Raw genomic sequence first — 16367 nt, forward strand, 5'->3', positions numbered from 1 at the left:
ACAGGAAGCGTTGTGCGTCACTACTTTTTTCGAACCTCGAAAAAAAGAGGCTCAGGAGCGGTTCCGCTTCACAAGTCCTGGATTTGGAGGGGGCTTGGAATTTCGGAACATATTTTGTTGATGCATTGTGCATCGGGAGGACAAGATGAAGAAATACGCTATTGCGCTTGCCAGCGCAGTCTTTGCCATGTCGATCGCAGCGCCGGTCCTGGCCAAGGACAAGACCGTTGCCGTTTCCTGGAAGATCTTCCAGGAAGAGCGTTGGAAGACCGACGAAGCCGTTATCAAGAAGATCGTCGAAGACAACGGCGACAAGTACATTTCCGCCGACGCCCAGGGTTCTGCTGCCAAGCAGCTGACCGACATCGAATCGCTGATGTCGCAGGGCGCCGACGTTCTGATCATTTGCCCGTGGGATTCCGAAGCGATCCTGCCGGCTGTTGAAAAGGCAGCATCCGAAGGCGTTCCGATGATCGCCTACGACGTGCAGATCGAGCATCCCTCGGTTCTTTACATGACCTTCGACAATGTCGGCGTGGGCCGCCTGATGGCGCAGGAAATGCTCAAGGTCAAGGATTCCGGCAACTTCGCCGTTATCAAGGGCGACTCTGGTGATCCGAATGCGACCTTCCTCTACAACGGCATGATGGAAGTCCTGAAGCCGAATATCGATGCAGGCAAGATCAAGATCGTCGGCGAAGCATCGTCGGACGGCTGGAAGCCTGAAAATGCCCAGAAGAACATGGAACAGATCCTGACGTCGAACGACAACAAGGTCGATGCTGTCCTGTCTGAAAATGACGGTATGGCAGGCGGCGTTGTTGCTGCTCTGCAGGCACAGGGTCTTGCTGGCGACGTTCCGGTCACCGGCCAGGACGGCGACAAGGCCGCTCTGAACCGCGTTGCCCAGGGCACGCAGCTCGTGTCGATCTGGAAGGACTCCCGTGCTCTCGGCAAGATCGCTGCCGACGCCGCCCTTATGCTCGCAGACGGCAAGTCGATGGAAGAAGTTCCGAATGTCGGCAAGTTCAAGGATGGTGCCCGCAAGGTCGAGATGAACGCAGTTCTGCTCGCACCGACCCCGATCACCAAGGCCAACCTCAACGCCGTCATCGACGCCGGTTGGGTTGACAAGGCCACTGTTTGCGCTGGCGTGACCGGCGGCGTGGACGCCTGCAAGTAATCTATGAACGATCTTTGACAAGTTGGTGCGCCGCCCTTTGAAAACCGAGGGGCGGCGCATTTTTAAAGAACATCACCACAAGCGGCATACGGAAGAGTGATTGACCCGGAGCGCCCGCGCTCTGGACAAACCGCCGGCGCCGGAACAAGAATTGACGCGGAGATCGAACGAGATTTCCGGGGGAAGGGAGCCCTGCGATGAGCCAGGTTCAGACACAGAGCGGCGGTCCTGCGATGGTGCAGGAAGGGCCGGTGAAGACATTTCTTCGGGCAACCGAGATCGACACGCGGATGATCGGCATGATCGCGGCGTTGTTGGCGATCTGGCTCGGCTTTCATTTCTATGGGCTGTTTGCCAATGGCAACGGCGCGTTCCTGACCACCCGCAACCTTTGGAACCTGACGGTCCAGACCTCGTCGATCACGGTGATGGCGACCGGCATGGTGCTGATCATCGTCACCCGCAACATCGACCTGTCGGTCGGCTCGATGCTCGGCGTCACCGCCATGCTGATGGGCGTCTTGCAGGTGCGCTTCCTGCCGGAATGGCTGGGTATCGGCCATCCGGCGATCTGGGTCATCACTGTGTTGTTCGGGCTGGTCGTCGGCACCTTGATCGGCACTTTTCAGGGCTATCTCATCGCCTATCTCGAGATTCCGTCCTTCATCGTCACGCTCGGCGGCATGCTGGTCTGGCGCGGTTCTGCCTGGTGGGTGGCGCGCGGCGAGACCATCGCCCCCATTGATGCCAATTTCGCACTGATCGGCGGCGGACCCTACGGCTCGATCGGCGCCACTGCCAGCTGGATCGTTGCGATCATCGCCTGTGTCGGCATCGTCGCCCTGCTGGTCACGGCCCGCGGCCAGCGCGCCCGCTTCGGCTTTCCGATGCGCCCGGTCTGGGCGGAATATTTCATCGGCATCGTCAGCGCGGCCATCGTGCTCGGCGCCACCTGGGTGGTCAATTCCTACTATTGGCCGAAGGGGATCATCAAGGAATTCGCCAAGGAACATGGGCTCGATCCGGAAACCATCGGCAATATCGGTCATGGCTGGGCCATTCCGGTGCTGATCGCGCTGTTCGTGGTCATGGCGATGACGTTCGTGACCACCCGCACCAAGTTCGGCCGCTATGTGTTTGCCATGGGTGGCAATCCGGAAGCCGCAGAACTTGCCGGTATCAACACCAAACGCCTGACGATGTTCATCTTTTCGTTGATGGGCTTTCTGGTCGGCATCTCGGCCTGCATCTCGTCGGCGCGCCTCAAGGCCTCGACGGTGGCGCTCGGCCAGTTCGACGAGCTCTATGTCATCGCGGCAGCCGTGATCGGCGGCACTTCGCTGGCCGGCGGTTCGGGCACCATCTATGGTGCGCTGATCGGCGCCCTGGTCATGCAGTCGCTCTATTCCGGCATGGTGCTGGTCGGCTTTGATGCCGCCATCCAGAACATGGTGGTTGGCGCCGTCCTCGTGCTCGCCGTCTATATCGACACCATCTATCGCCGCCATTCGAAGTAAGGGAGGGAATTCCTATGAATGCAACGTACCAGAGACCTCCCGGCACCCCGCTCGTAGAGATGAAAGACGTGTCGATCGCTTTTGGTGGTATTCGCGCCGTCGACCATGCCTCGGTCGATCTCTTCCCTGGTGAAGTGGTTGCCCTTCTCGGCCACAATGGCGCGGGCAAGTCGACACTGATCAAGGCACTGTCCGGTGCCTACCACCGCGACCACGGCGACATCCTCATCAATGGCGAGGAAGTCACCATCAACAATCCGCGCGACGCCAAGGGTTATGGGATCGAGACGATCTACCAGACCCTTGGTTTGGCCGATAATGTCGATGCGGCGGCCAACCTGTTTCTCGGCCGCGAGATCCTCACCAAATGGGGTACGCTCGACGACGTCGCCATGGAGGCGGAAGCCCGCAAGGTGATGGGGCGCCTGAACCCCAACTTCCGCCGCTTCAAGGAGCCAGTGAAGGCTCTGTCGGGCGGCCAGCGGCAGTCCGTCGCCATCGCCCGTGCCATCTTGTTCAACGCCCGCATCCTGATTATGGACGAGCCGACGGCCGCACTTGGTCCGCAGGAGACGGCGCAGGTGGGCGAGTTGATCAAGCAGCTGAAGGCCGACGGTATCGGCATCTTCCTGATCAGCCACGACATCCATGACGTGTTCGATCTTGCCGACCGTGTCTCGGTGATGAAGAACGGTCGCGTCGTTGGCCATGCCCGTACAGCGGATGTCACCAAGGACGAGGTGCTCGGCATGATCATCCTCGGCAAGGTTCCGCCTGCAGCCGAGCCAGGCCCGGGTGCGATGGCGAGCTGAGCAGACGGTCCAGCAACTTGAACACAAATGCGGCGTGCCTTAAAGGCGCGCCGCATTTTACATTGCGGGCCGGAATATGACCGTTTCTTGGAATTTTAGGTCATGGTTACCGAAATTTTCGACCGATTCTGGTGATTCGCATATGCCAAATTGGAGGCCTGATCACACAGAATGTGACGATTTTTAGAACGTACAATTCTTTGACTTAAAAATTTAATCGTTATTATTCAAATATCTGTACCGATCACGCGAAATTTTCTTGCAAAGAAGTCCTAATGTATCATTGTGAAGCAGGAGGATGAGGTCGGGGGAGAATAGACGTTGAGCGGCAACCGACTCCATTAAAATGTGAACCATTGAACTAAGGCGATCTTAGAATGGTTCGTGCAATCTCGCTTTAAGGGAATTGCATCGGAGGCGAACATGATTTTGGTAACATCCATGATGACGGGACTGTTTGCAGCGATGCTGCGCTCGGCCTTCGCCGTGATCATTGTTGCCTTCCTTATCGCGGTGCTTTTCGCGGTGGCCTTCGTCCTCTACGGCGCCTCGCTCATCAGCTTGGTTCTGTCGCTGATCGGCTTCAATGCTGGCCTGGCGCTCTACGGAGCCGCCTATATCGTCGCCTCGAGATCGCGCTCTGCTTCCTAAGCAATCATCGCTGAGCATCATGTCAAAGAGCGCCCACGGGGCGCTCTGCTTTTTTCCAGTACTCACACCCAGACAGCAAAATGCCCGCGGGAGAGATCGCGGGCATTCTGTATTGTGGATCGTGCTGCCGGCTACACAGCAGCACGATCCAAGGTATTAAAGCGAGCCGAGCAGGTCGTTGACGCGGGTTTCCATGTCTGTGAGTGCTGCGTCGACGTCCTTCTGGCCGGTTTCCGCGGCGTTCATTTCCTCGCCAACGATGTCCTGGATTGCGAAGCGGCGCTGCACGGCCGATGGCAGCGGGCGGCCCAGAGCAGCAAGCGGCGCCAATGTATCGCGGTGCGGCAGTGCCTTGAAGGCGTCGGATGCGAGAACCGCCTTGTAGGCAGGCAGGTGGCCTGTGCGCGACCATTCGAAATCATTGTCGGCGAAGAACTTCAGGAACTTGCCGATGGCGGCGAGCTGTTCCGGGGTGCGTTCTTTCTGCGAAACAGCCCAGCTGTGGCCGTCGGCATATTGCGCCTTGTCGCCGGAGAACAGTTGCGGGAACGGATAGACGGCATAACCGCCCGAATTCAGCGCCGTACCCGCCTTTTCGGAGGCCGCGGTATAGTCGCCAATGACCCAGGTGCCGTTCAGATGCACGCCACCATCACCGGCCAGAAACGCATTGATGCCTGTGCCGTAGTCGAGGTTCGGGGTAATGTCGCCGTTCGTATAGAGCGTGCGGAACATTTCGACGACCTTCTTGGCTTCCGGCGTATTCAGCTTGACGTGCTTCGGATCGGCGAAGAAATCGGAATTCTGCTGGAAGAGGTAGCTATAGAGATTCCAGGCCAAATTGGCGGTCTCGTTTGCCGTTGGCTGGATGAAATATGGCTTGCCTGTCTTTTCCTTGAACTGCTTGGCCTGGGCCAGAAGTTCATCCGCGCTTGTCGGCAGCTTCGGAGTGCCGTCGGCATTGACCAGTTCGGCTTTCTTGAAGAGGCCCATATTGATGTGGAACAGCAGGCTCCAGGTGTCGATCGGCAGGCCATAGATCTTGCCGTCATCCTTAGTGACGCCGTTGCGTGCGGCATCCGTGAAACTGTCTGGCGTGACGCCGACCGACTTCAACACGTCGTCGAGCGGCAGCAACAGGCCCTTGGACTGATAGTCCGCCAGCACCGATTCATGAATGGTGACGATATCAGGGGCGTCGCCGGAAGCGAACTGGGCGGTCAACTGGTCATAGCCCGGCCATTCCACCGTGGTGACGGACACGTGCACATCCGGATTGTCGGCATTGAACTTGTTGATCATAGAAGTGATGATCCCGCATTCGCCAACGGCTTTGGCGACATCGGTGTTGGTGCCGAAATCTGCGTCGCAGGCACCGAAGAAGCGCTGTACGGTCAGTTCCGTTGCTGCAAAGCTTGGGCTCGCCAGCATCATCACGCCCGCAGAGACTGCGGCAAGCAGTATTTTCTTCATTTTCATATCAGTTCCTCCTACTGAGTTTCCGCCACTCCACCCTGGATTGGCTTCATTCTTCAATCGCCGCGGCCATCCCTCGACCGTCAGGCAATTCTGGCTATCGCACTGCGGCGCCTGAGACGGCCGTGACGATGTATTTCTGGAAAAAGAGGTAGATGATCAGGATTGGCGCGCCGGCAAACACGGCTTGCGCCATCAGAAAGCCGATGCCTTCAGACTGGGCAAAGTTCGTCTGTGTCGAGGCCATGCCGACCGTCAGCGTGAACATGTCCTTTTTGGTCGCCGAGATCAGCGGCCAGAAGTAGTCGTTCCATGCGCCGAGGAAGGTGAAGATGCCGAGGGTTGCCTGTGCAGGCACCGTCAGTGGCAGCAGCACCTTCCAGAAAATCCTGAACCGGCTTGCATTGTCCAGCATGGCGGCTTCATCCAGCTCCTTCGGGATGGCCCTGAAATACTGGGTCATCAGGAAGACGCCGAACGAAGTCGACAGGCCGGGGAGAATGAGGCCGTGATAGGTGTTGTGAAACTTCAGCACGCTGAAGATCTGATGGCGGGCGACCAGCACGGCCTGTTCGGGAACCGCCAGACCAAAGAGCACGATCACGAACAGGATATTGCGGCCGGGAAAGTTCAGCCGGGCAAAGCCATAGCCCGCCAGCGACGACAGGATCAGCGTGCCGATTGTGAGCCCACCCGAGACGATGACGCTGTTGAGCACCCAGCGGAACACCGACGATGTGCCGATCGTGTTGATGTAGTTCTTCAGCGTATAGGGGGCGTGGAACACCGAGTTGGGATTGGCCATCAGCTCGGCATTTTCCTTGAGCGACAGGCCGATGACCCACAGAACCGGCGAGATCATGATGATCGACAGCAGGATGACGAGGGCCAGCAGCACGCGGTCGCCGAAGGCGCGTCCCTTGATGGAAGTGGCTGGAGCGCTCATGCCTGATCTCCCTTATTGCGTGTGACGAGGTACTGGGCCATGGCCGCGATCAGGATGAGGATGAACAGGATTTCCGAGGCTGCGGCGCCCATGCCGAGATCCCAGCGGCGAAACGCAGTGTCATAAATGTAGAGCACAATCGGCTTGGTCATGTTGTTCGGGCCGCCGCGCGTCATCAGCCAGGCCTGGCCGAACAGCTGGAACTGCAGCACGATCTGGATGATAATCACCAGGATGAAGGTGCGCTTGATCGATGGCAGCGTAATGGATCGCAACGTCTGCCAGCGATTGGCATTGTCGAGCGCGGCTGCTTCGTAAATATCCTGCGGAATCTGCTGGAGCGCCGAAAGAAACAGCATCATCGGCAGGCCGATGCACCACCAGATCGTGGCAATGGCAATGCCGATCATCGCAATGCTGGGATCGGAGATGAATGCCGGCGCAGTAGCCCCGAACCAGCCGTAGATCGTCGACAGCAGGCCGACATTTGGAATGTAGACGATCCGCCAGATCAGGGTGACGATGGTGACCGACAGGACCGAGGAGGAGAAGAACAGCGTCCGCAACACCGCGGCCGTTCGCGTCCGGCGGTTGAGGCAAAGCGCCAGGAAGAGACCGATCAGCGCCAGCGTCGGAACGGTGAGAAGCACGAAATAGAAGGTATTCCAGACCGATTGCACGAAGACCTTGTCATGGAACAGCCTGACATAATTGTCGAGGCCGACAAACCTGCCGGTCGAGAAAGTGTCGGCCTTGTGGAAGCTTAGCCACATGCCCCAGAAAAGCGGGAAGATCAGCAGCGTGGTGAAGAAGAACAGGAATGGTGCGACGAAAACGAAGTTTCGCCATTGCGGTGCGTAGATATTGGCGCTTTGGACCCTGACGCCGGCGGCCGGCATCGCGGTCGAGATCGTCATCTGGTCAGCCATATCAGGCCTCCCTCGCGTGCCAGGCGCGACCGGCCTCGTTGAAAAGATGCGATTTCCTGCCGTCGAACGTCAGCCCGACCGTATCGCCAACCGCGACACGGCTGTTGCCGGCATCGGATGCGACGATGATGTGGCCATCGGCGAGCCGGGCATAGACCAGCGTGCGTTCGCCGAGGCGTTCGAGCACATCGACCTTGCCGTCGATATTGCCTTGGCCAGCTGGCGCGATGCGCACATCTTCCGAACGGATACCGAATGTATGAGTGCCATCAATGATCTGGCTTGAGGCAATATCTGTGGCAACAGCCGCGCCGTCGCCGAATTTGACAGCAATGGCCTCGCCCGATCGATCGATCGCAACCTCAACGAAGTTCATCGCCGGCGCGCCGACAAAACCCGCGACGAATTTGGTCGCGGGTCGCTCGTAGATCTCCATCGGTGTGCCGATCTGCTCGATCTTGCGATTGTTCATGACGACGATGCGGTCGGCCAGCGTCATGGCTTCGACCTGGTCGTGGGTGACGAAGATCATCGTCGATTGCAGGCGCTGGTGAAGCTGGGCAAGCTCGATGCGGGTGCGGGTGCGCAAGGCAGCATCGAGGTTGGAAAGCGGCTCGTCGAACAGGAAGGCCTTCGGCTCCTTGACGATGGCGCGGCCGATCGCCACGCGCTGGCGCTGGCCGCCGGAGAGCTGGCCGGGCTTGCGCTCGAGCAGATGCGGCATTTCGAGGATACGGGCGGCTTCGGTAATGCGTGCATCGACGACGTCGCGCGCTACGCCGATATTGTCGAGGCCGAAGGCCATGTTATCGCGCACGGTCATATGCGGATAGAGCGCATAGGACTGGAACACCATGGCGATGCCGCGTTTGCCGGGAGGAAGGTGATCGATGCGCTCGCCGTTGATGGCGATCTCGCCGCTGTCAACGGTTTCAAGCCCGGCGATCATGCGAAGGAGCGTCGATTTTCCGCAGCCCGATGGTCCAAGGAACACGACGAACTCGCGCGCCTTGATGGAGAGCGATAGGTCATCCAGTACCGTCATGGCACCGAACTGCTTGCTCACATTCCTGATTTCAATATCGGCGGTCACGTCGACGCTCCTCCTCAGCGCATGCACTTCTTGTTAAGCCGCCTGAAGTTCTGACTTCAGGCGGCCTGATGTTAGAGCTTCAGGCGGATCATCTGGTAGGAATAGGCCGGCAGCGATAGGCTGAGCGTGCCGCCGGAAATGCTCGCACCGGAGCCTTTCTTTGGCGCAACATTGCCAGGCTTTTCGGCCGAATTGGTGGCCTTCAGGTCGGCATGAGTCATCACCTGGTGATCGACGATCTCGGCCGAGCCGAAGCCGGTGAGATCGATCGTGGTGTCGATCGCTTCGCTGGCATGGCGGTTGACGGCAAAGAAGGTCACGTGGCCGGTCGCCTCGTCATGCACGCCGGTGATGTCGGCATAGGCTACATTGCCCGCGACATCGGACTTGTAGGTCGGGCTTTCGACCTTCAGGTCCAGTGCCTTGCCGCGTCCATAGATGGACGCATAGAGGTAAGGATAGAAAGTCGTCTGGCGCCAAGCCGGGCCACCCGGAACCGTCATGATCGGGGCGATGACGTTGACCAGCTGCGCAAGGCAGGCAATCTTGACGACATTCGAACGCCGAATGAAGGTGTTGAGGATCAGGCCAACCTGCAGCACATCCTCGAAATTGTAGATGTCTTCGAGCAGCGGCGGGGCAAAGGGCCAGCCGTCATTGCCGCCGAGGATCTTCTTGTCCTGTTCCCTAGAATGATACCAGACGTTCCATTCGTCGAACGAGATGTAGACCTGCTTGTCGGAACGCTTCTTCGCCTTGATGTAATCGATGACACCGGAAACCGAGACGATATAGGCGTCGAGCTTCTCGCTTATGGCGAGGTAGTTCGGGGCATCGTTGGCTTCGTTGTCGAAATACATGTGCAGCGAGATGTAATCGACCTCGTTGTAGGTATGGTCGAGAACGGTTGCTTCCCATTCCGGATAGGTCGGCATCTTGGCGTTGGACGAGCCGCAGACGACGAGTTCGAGCGATTTGTCGAAGGCGCGCATGGCCTTGGCGGTCTCGTGGGCGAGGCGGCCATATTCGTCGGCTGTTTTGTGGCCGATCTGCCAGGGGCCGTCCATCTCGTTGCCGAGGCACCAGAGTTTGACGTCGTAGGGCTCCTTGCGGCCGTTGGCGATGCGCTTGTCGCTCCACTCGCTGCCGCCGGGATGGTTGGTGTATTCCAGGAAGTTGCGGGCTTCGTCGAGGCCACGCGAGCCGAGATTGACGGCGAGCATCATCTCGGTGTTGGCGGAAGTGCACCAGTCGGCAAATTCATGCAGGCCGACTTCGTTGCTTTCCGAGGTATGCCAGGCGAGGTCGAGGCGCACCGGACGCTCTTCCTTGGGGCCAACGCCGTCTTCCCAATTGTAGGCGGAGACGAAATTGCCGCCGGGATAGCGGACGATCGGAACGTTGAGTTCCTTGACGAGGTCGATGACGTCCTGGCGCATGCCATTGGCGTCAGCCGTGGGGTGGCCGGGTTCATAGATGCCGGTGTAAACTGCGCGTCCCAGATGCTCGATAAAGGATCCATACAGTCTCGGATCGATTTCCGAGACAACATAGCGCGGATGAGCCGTAACGGCTGCCTTCATTCGGAATTCCTCCCATTCAATATCACGAATGATGATTTAAATCATCTTGACTGATATTAAAGGCCAAGAAATGAGCGATGGTCAAGGGCGGAACAGGCAAAAGTATGATAATTTAGGCAGAAAGACTTGGATGAAGTGGCTATAGTGCTGTGTTTGCTCAATTATTTTTCATATCGAAAAGTTGGATATCAAGCGGTCTTTAACCGCAACAGGATATCCTGGTCGTAGTTGCCAAACCCCTTGCCGAAGATATTGATACCGCCGGGATGGGCTGCATTCTCGTAAACGCCGATGCGCAGTCGAATCGAATGATGGTTGACCAGATCGAGATCGGAGATGGTCACATCCGAAATCCTGATACCATCGACATAGGTTCCATCGGCAGCAATGCGCCAGTTCTTCAGCTTGCCATATTGTGAGCCTTTGAGCTTCCACCAGGCAGGTGTGAAGACACCGCGCTTGTCGCCGAAATCCCCTGGTGAGGTCCAGACGCCGACATCCTTGCCATTGACCGAAACCGTGATGTCCGATGGCCAGTCGGCGCTGGTGCCGGGGACCTCGGAGCTGAGCTCCATGACCACCTCGATCTCCTGGATCTTGATGTTGGAAAGCTTGGCATTGTTGGGGAACTGATACTCGACATAGCCACGGGTAAACCACAGCAGGCCGGCCTTCATACGGTCGGGATCGAGGAAGGAGTTCGGCACATCCAGAAGGCCAATAATGCTGTCAGGCGAACAGAGTCCACAGGGGGCAGTGACCTCGAAACTGGTGTAAAGCCCGATCGGCATCGACACTTCGATCGTGTCCTTGCGCATCTCGCGATACTCGCTCTTGAAGACGACGAGCACCTCCTCGGCGGCAGGATAACAGATCTTCTGGCTGCCCTTCTTGGCTTTCTGGTTCTCTGTGCGGATCAGGCCACAATCCTCGAGAACCTGGATATTGGTGGAGACGGTGGATTGCGGCAACGAGAGGACGGCGGCGATATCGTTGACGTTCATCGGCCCGCGTTCATGCAGTAATTTCAGCATGGATATGCGTGCAGGAGAGGCCAGTCCCCTAAGGACGGGCATGCCCTCCTCGGGCTCGATCACCAGAAAATTCCTGCTCATGCGTCCCGCAGTCTCTCATTTCATATCGGAAACTACGTTGTATATCGAGATTTCTGATTTTATCCAGAGGGGAGCATTGGAATTCTGATGTCGTGACGTATGGTGTCTGTCGATCAGGCGGCAAATACCTTTTCGCCGCCGATCCATGTGCCTTTCATCTGATAGTCCTTGGTCAGCACCACGAAATCGGCATCGAAGCCGGGTTTCAGCTGTCCCTTGCGGTGTGCAATACGGATGGCTTCAGCGGGATAGAGGCTTGCCATGCGCACCGCTTCCTCGAAGGGAAGGCCGATCTTTTCGTGGACGAACAGCACCGACGACAGCATGTCGATATCGGCTCCCGCCAGCGTACCGTCTTCCAGCGTCAGCCGTCCGTCCTTGCGATAGATCTGTCTTCCGTTGAGCAGGAAGCTGGTCATATCGGTGCCGATCGTTGACATGGCATCCGACACGATGAAGATCTTGCCCGGACCCTGCTTGGCATTGAGGGCGATCGTCATCGAGGCCGGATGGACATGGAAGCCATCGGCGATGATGCCGGCATAGAGGCTGCCGAGATTGACGGCCGCGCCGACGAGTCCAGGGGTGCGGTTTTCGAGCGGGCTCATGGCGTTGAACAGGTGGGTTGCCGTGCGAGCACCGGCGGCCACGTATTTCTCCGCTGTCTCATAGGCCGTGTTGGTGTGGCCGAGGCTGACCGTGAACCCGGCTTGCGCCAGCTGGCGCACCTGATCTTCCGTGGTGTTTTCCGGCGCAACCGTTATCATCAGCCCGTCGAAGGCTCCCTTGAGCGCCAGCAAACGCTCCAGATCGACCTGCTCCATCGGCCGGATGAGCTGGGGATCATGCGCACCCTTGCGGGCAATAGACAGATGCGGACCTTCGAGATGCAGGCCGAGAAAGCCCGGCACCTTTCTGGCCCAGGCATCCCTGCCGGCAGCGATTGCCGCGGCGGTGATCTCGCGCGTGTCGGTGATCAGCGTCGGCAACAGCGCCGTCGTGCCGAATTTCGCATGTGCCGCGCAAATCTGGGCAATACCGTTGGCTGATTGGTCGTCGTTCAGCATCACGCCGCCGCCGCCATTGACCTGTAGGTCGATGAAGCCTGGGACGATCTGCGCGCCCTGCGTATCGACGAGGGTTGCGCCGGCCGGGATATCGGCCGTGATGGCCTTGACCTTGCCATTCTCGATCAGCAGCGCCTGGCCCTTGTGCCATTCGGCGCCGTCAAAAATGTCGGCGTGGGTGAGTGCGGTCAGCTGGCTCATCTCGTCTCCGTCACTTTCTTCAGCGCTGGCGGAGCATCCGGGTTGAAGCCGCGCGAGCGCGACCAGGCCTCGACGAAGCCGTAGAACGGCACGATCAGCGCCAGCGCGTCGGTTAGCGGATGGCCGGTATCTACGAAGGGCAGGCGACGGGCGGACTTGGCGTCGTTGGCGGTGATGAAGGCAAGCGCCCCCTTGGCGGTCAGGCCATCAGCGGTTTCGATAACAGACTTTTCCGCATCATCGCGCGCGGCGAAGGTGATGACCGGAAAACGGCGTCCGACCAGCGCCACCGGGCCATGCAGCACTTCGGCGCTGGAATAGGCCTCGGCATGCATCTCCGACGTTTCCTTGAATTTCAGCGCAGCCTCGCTGGCAATCGCCAAAGCGGGGCCGCGACCGAGCATGTAAAGCGATTCCGCTTCACCCAGTTCGTCGGCGAGTTCCTGCCAATTGAGTTTGGTTGCCAATCGAAGCTTTTCCGGAAGGGCTGTGATCGAGCCCTTGAGGTTCTTGTCTTCGGTCCATTCGGCGAGGATTGCGAGGCCTGCGACGATCGAGTTGACGAAGGATTTGGTGGCAGCAACGGCCAGCTCGGGACCGGCGGCGATATCGATCGCGTGGTTCGATGCCTCGGCGAGCGGCGACGGCAGCGTGTTGGTTAGCGCGATCGTGAGCGCGCCGGACTTCGTGGCGGAACCGGCCATGGCCACGATGTCCGGGCTCTTGCCGGATTGTGAAATCGAGATCGCGGCGGCCTGGTCGAGCTTCAGCGACTTGCCATAGATAGAAGCAAGCGACGGGCCAATAGAGGCAACGGCGCGGCCGGCCCGCTGCTCGATCGCATATTTAATGAAATGGGCGGCATGGTCCGACGAGCCGCGGGCGATGGTGACGAGGAAAGCCGGGTCCTTCTCACGCAGTGCGCGGCCAGCCTTTTCGAGGCTCGCAGAGGAGTTCTCGAGCAGGCGGGAGACCGCATCGGGGATTTCATCGATTTCCTGGCGCATATGGGTGGTCATGACATTCTCTCTTCAAAAACGGCTTCAGACGTCGGTAAGCGTCATTTCCGCAACAAAATCATAAGCGTCGCCGCGATAGAGCGAGCGGGTGAATTCCACCACGCGGCCCGAGGCAAGATAGGAGACGCGTTCGATGGCAAGGCCTGCGGAGCCGACCGGCACGGCAAGCAGAGCTGCGTCATGGCGTTCGACATTGCAGGCGGAAATCCGCTGTACGGCCCGCACTGGTGTTGCGCCGAGCTTCTGCAGTTCGGCATAGAGCGAGGTCGTCACCCCCTCCGGATTGGGCAGGATATCGGCGGCAAGACTGGCGCGCTCGATGGCCAGCGGCAATTCATTGGCGATACGCAGACGGCCGAGACGGGCTACCATCATATCGACCTTGAGGCCAAGCTTCATCATTTCATCAGGGGAGGGATGGAAAAGACCGCGCTCGAGCCATTCCGAGCGGGTGACGTAGCCGCGCCGAGCCATATCTTCGGTAAACGAGGTCAGGCGTGACAGCGGTTGTTGCAGCTTGGACACCGGCTTCATGACGAAGGTTCCGGAGCCGTGCTTGCGGGTGAGCAGGCCATCCTTGACCAAGTCGTCGACGGCCTTGCGGACGGTGACACGGCTGACATTGGCGAATTCCGCAAGGTCGCGTTCGGGCGGCAGTGCCTGTCCATGGCTGAGCTTGCCGGTCATGATCGCATCTTCCAGCGATTGGCGCAGCTTGATGTAGAGCGGGCCGGTGCCACCGGATTGCAAGTCGTCGGGCGACAGGATGGCGGCGAGCGCGTCGTTCATTCCGCTGCCTCCATCGAAGCGCCATAAGTGGATGCTGCCAGTGCGATCGCGCCGGTCAGCGCATCGGCTGCGGCCGGTACGAGCCGGTCGCGATGGCGCTTGGCAAGATAGGATGGATAGAGTTCGGCCAGGCCGCCCAGCAGGCAGAGCCGGCCGCCGTTGGTGAGCTCGGAAACACGGTCGAGCGTCGCATCCACCCAGGCGGCGGATTGCTTGAGGATACGGCTCGCCGCCTCGTCACCCTGAACTGCAAATTCAAATACAAGCGGTGCAAAGCGGCCGTAATCGCCGGGCTTCGCACGCTGCGAGAAGGCAACCATCTTCGGCGGCTGGTTGCCGAATTCGACAAGCAGTGCTGATGTCATCGCAGTCTGTGGCTCGATGCCGTCATAGGCGAGCAGGCTTTCCACCAGCGCCATCTGGCCGAGCCGGGCGCCTGAGCCGAGATCGCCGATGTGATAGCCCCAGCCGCCGACATAGCGGACATCCGTGCCGCAGCGGGCAATGTAAATGCTACCGGTGCCGAGGATGGCCACCGCGCCGTCGCCGTCGCCGAGCGCGCCCTGCAGCGCGATGAAGCCGTCCGACTCGATGGTCGCCTGTGCGAATGGCAGGCGTGCGGATATATAGGCGACCGTGTCGTCAACATTGTTGCCGGCGAGGCCGAGATAGGCATGGGCTGAATTAACGAGCTCTTCACTCAAGCCAGCATTTGCGAATGCGGCGCGTGCGGCTTTCTCTATATTGGCGAGCGCCGTGTCGGGGGCGGTCATGATGTTGGCGGCACCACTCTTGCCGCGGCCCAATATGCGCCCGCTGGCGTCGGCAACCGCCGCGCGGCAACTTGTGCCGCCTCCATCGATACCAACCAGAAATTCACGCATGAAAAGCCTCCTGAATAAAGCATACCAAAAAAATACCAATAACCAAGTCAGATTTGTGAAGTTTTTGATAATTTCCATAACAGGCTGAAAATGCACGATTTAAATCTGTTCAAATGAAGGCGTGCGGTAAAAAATTAATGCAAAAGTAAATTTTTCTGGACAATTGGTATTTTTTTGGCATTATCCGACCGCAGAGGAGAAATTGCATGGCTGCACGTGGTACTGAGGCGTTGAACGACAAGGCGAGGGGGCTCGACACGATGGTGCCGGCCGATATCCTCCGTCTTCTCAGTTCCGCCCAGCAGCAGGCCGCAAGCGCCGTCGATGGTGCGCTTGACGCAATCGCCGCGGCGGCTTCGCTTGCGGCGCAGTCGGTTTCGTCCGGAAATAAACTGATCTATGCCGGCGCCGGCAGCTCTGGCCTGATGGCCATGGCTGATGCGCTGGAACTGCCTGGTACCTATGGAATTCCCCAATCACAGATCGTCATCCTTATTGCCGGTGGTCTTGGTGCGCTGGCCGATCTTGCCGGCAACCCCGAGGACGATCTGGAGCAAGCCAAGGACGATGCCCAACAGATCGGCGCAGGTGATTGCCTGATTTGCGTTTCAGCCAGCGGCTCGACTCCCTATGCTCTGGCGCTCGCCGATGCTGCCAAGGCAAGGGGTGCGAAGATCGTGGCGGTCGCCAATAATCCGGGCGCAGCGTTGTTCGAAGGCGCTGATGTGTCTGTCCTGCTCGAGACGCCGCCGGAAATGGTGTCCGGCTCGACCCGCATGGGTGCGGGTACGGCGCAGAAGATCGCGCTCAACATGCTTTCGACACTGATGGCCGTGCAGCTAGGCCATGTCCACGACGGCTACATGGTCAACCTGCGGGCGGACAATAAGAAATTGCAAAACCGGGCGGCACGGATAGTCTCCGAGATTGCCGGTATCGAGATTGCGGACGCAGCGCCGCTCGTCGATGCCGCGTCCGGTTCGGTCAAGACAGCAATCCTGCTTGCGGCAGGGGCGGAAAACAAAAGTTCGGCCGAAGCCATGCTTCGGGAAAGCGGCCACAATGTACGGCGCGCGCTCGGCATGCTCGGCAGATAGAATGG

General features: G+C 58.9%; 15 protein-coding genes. 5 read left to right on the forward strand and 10 right to left on the reverse strand.

The window, feature by feature from the left end; genetic code table 11:
* Positions 1-145: 145 nt before the first annotated feature.
* The 4 genes from ACXHRN_RS03760 (at position 146) to ACXHRN_RS03775 (ending at position 4163) form a co-directional block, all read left to right on the forward strand.
* Positions 146-1183, forward strand: a complete 1038-nt coding sequence (locus tag ACXHRN_RS03760; protein WP_488640006.1) for a substrate-binding domain-containing protein — start codon at positions 146-148, stop codon at positions 1181-1183.
* Positions 1184-1380: 197 nt separating this feature from the next.
* The gene (locus ACXHRN_RS03765; protein WP_488640007.1) at positions 1381-2700 is read left to right on the forward strand and encodes a sugar ABC transporter permease; all 1320 of its coding nucleotides are present in this window, start codon (positions 1381-1383) and stop codon (positions 2698-2700) included.
* 14 nt (positions 2701-2714) lie between these two features.
* Complete coding sequence (locus ACXHRN_RS03770) at positions 2715-3512, forward strand: ATP-binding cassette domain-containing protein (RefSeq protein WP_488640008.1); 798 nt, start codon at positions 2715-2717, stop codon at positions 3510-3512.
* A 423-nt stretch (positions 3513-3935) separates the two neighbouring features.
* On the forward strand, positions 3936-4163 hold the full coding sequence (locus tag ACXHRN_RS03775) for a hypothetical protein (protein ID WP_488640009.1): 228 nt from the start codon (positions 3936-3938) through the stop codon (positions 4161-4163).
* Between the two features lie 156 nt (positions 4164-4319).
* Here ACXHRN_RS03775 and ACXHRN_RS03780 read toward each other — a convergent pair whose 3' ends face one another.
* The 10 genes from ACXHRN_RS03780 to ACXHRN_RS03825 form a co-directional block, all read right to left on the reverse strand.
* Complete coding sequence (locus ACXHRN_RS03780; protein ID WP_488641820.1) at positions 4320-5636, reverse strand: extracellular solute-binding protein; 1317 nt, start codon at positions 5634-5636, stop codon at positions 4320-4322.
* 100 nt (positions 5637-5736) lie between these two features.
* The gene (locus tag ACXHRN_RS03785; RefSeq protein ID WP_488640010.1) at positions 5737-6585 is read right to left on the reverse strand and encodes a carbohydrate ABC transporter permease; all 849 of its coding nucleotides are present in this window, start codon (positions 6583-6585) and stop codon (positions 5737-5739) included.
* Complete coding sequence (locus ACXHRN_RS03790; protein WP_488640011.1) at positions 6582-7514, reverse strand: carbohydrate ABC transporter permease; 933 nt, start codon at positions 7512-7514, stop codon at positions 6582-6584. Before ACXHRN_RS03790 ends, ACXHRN_RS03785 begins: the two co-directional genes overlap by 4 nt.
* A gap of 1 nt (position 7515) precedes the next feature.
* Entirely contained in the window at positions 7516-8607 is a 1092-nt protein-coding gene (locus ACXHRN_RS03795; protein WP_488640012.1) for an ABC transporter ATP-binding protein, read from the reverse strand.
* A gap of 71 nt (positions 8608-8678) precedes the next feature.
* On the reverse strand, positions 8679-10190 hold the full coding sequence (gene arfA, locus ACXHRN_RS03800; RefSeq protein ID WP_488640013.1) for an arabinosylfuranosidase ArfA: 1512 nt from the start codon (positions 10188-10190) through the stop codon (positions 8679-8681).
* A gap of 188 nt (positions 10191-10378) precedes the next feature.
* Positions 10379-11305 (reverse strand): ArsR/SmtB family transcription factor, encoded by a 927-nt coding sequence (locus ACXHRN_RS03805; protein WP_488640014.1) that lies wholly within the window; start codon positions 11303-11305, stop codon positions 10379-10381.
* Positions 11306-11418: 113 nt separating this feature from the next.
* Positions 11419-12573: an N-acetylglucosamine-6-phosphate deacetylase gene (gene nagA, locus ACXHRN_RS03810; RefSeq protein WP_488640015.1), complete on the reverse strand. Its 1155-nt coding sequence runs from the start codon at positions 12571-12573 to the stop codon at positions 11419-11421.
* Complete coding sequence (locus ACXHRN_RS03815) at positions 12570-13592, reverse strand: SIS domain-containing protein (protein ID WP_488640016.1); 1023 nt, start codon at positions 13590-13592, stop codon at positions 12570-12572. The genes nagA and ACXHRN_RS03815 overlap by 4 nt, the downstream gene beginning before the upstream one ends.
* 24 nt (positions 13593-13616) lie before the next feature.
* Positions 13617-14381 (reverse strand): GntR family transcriptional regulator, encoded by a 765-nt coding sequence (locus ACXHRN_RS03820; RefSeq protein WP_488640017.1) that lies wholly within the window; start codon positions 14379-14381, stop codon positions 13617-13619.
* Positions 14378-15265 (reverse strand): glucosamine kinase nucleotide-binding domain-containing protein, encoded by an 888-nt coding sequence (locus ACXHRN_RS03825; RefSeq protein ID WP_488640018.1) that lies wholly within the window; start codon positions 15263-15265, stop codon positions 14378-14380. The genes ACXHRN_RS03820 and ACXHRN_RS03825 overlap by 4 nt, the downstream gene beginning before the upstream one ends.
* Positions 15266-15471: 206 nt before the next feature.
* Here ACXHRN_RS03825 and ACXHRN_RS03830 point away from each other — a divergent pair, with 206 nt between their 5' ends.
* Positions 15472-16362 (forward strand): N-acetylmuramic acid 6-phosphate etherase, encoded by an 891-nt coding sequence (locus tag ACXHRN_RS03830; RefSeq protein WP_488640019.1) that lies wholly within the window; start codon positions 15472-15474, stop codon positions 16360-16362.
* The last annotated feature ends 5 nt before the right edge of the window (positions 16363-16367 follow it).

It is taken from the genome of Shinella sp. OV683, assembly GCF_057787725.1.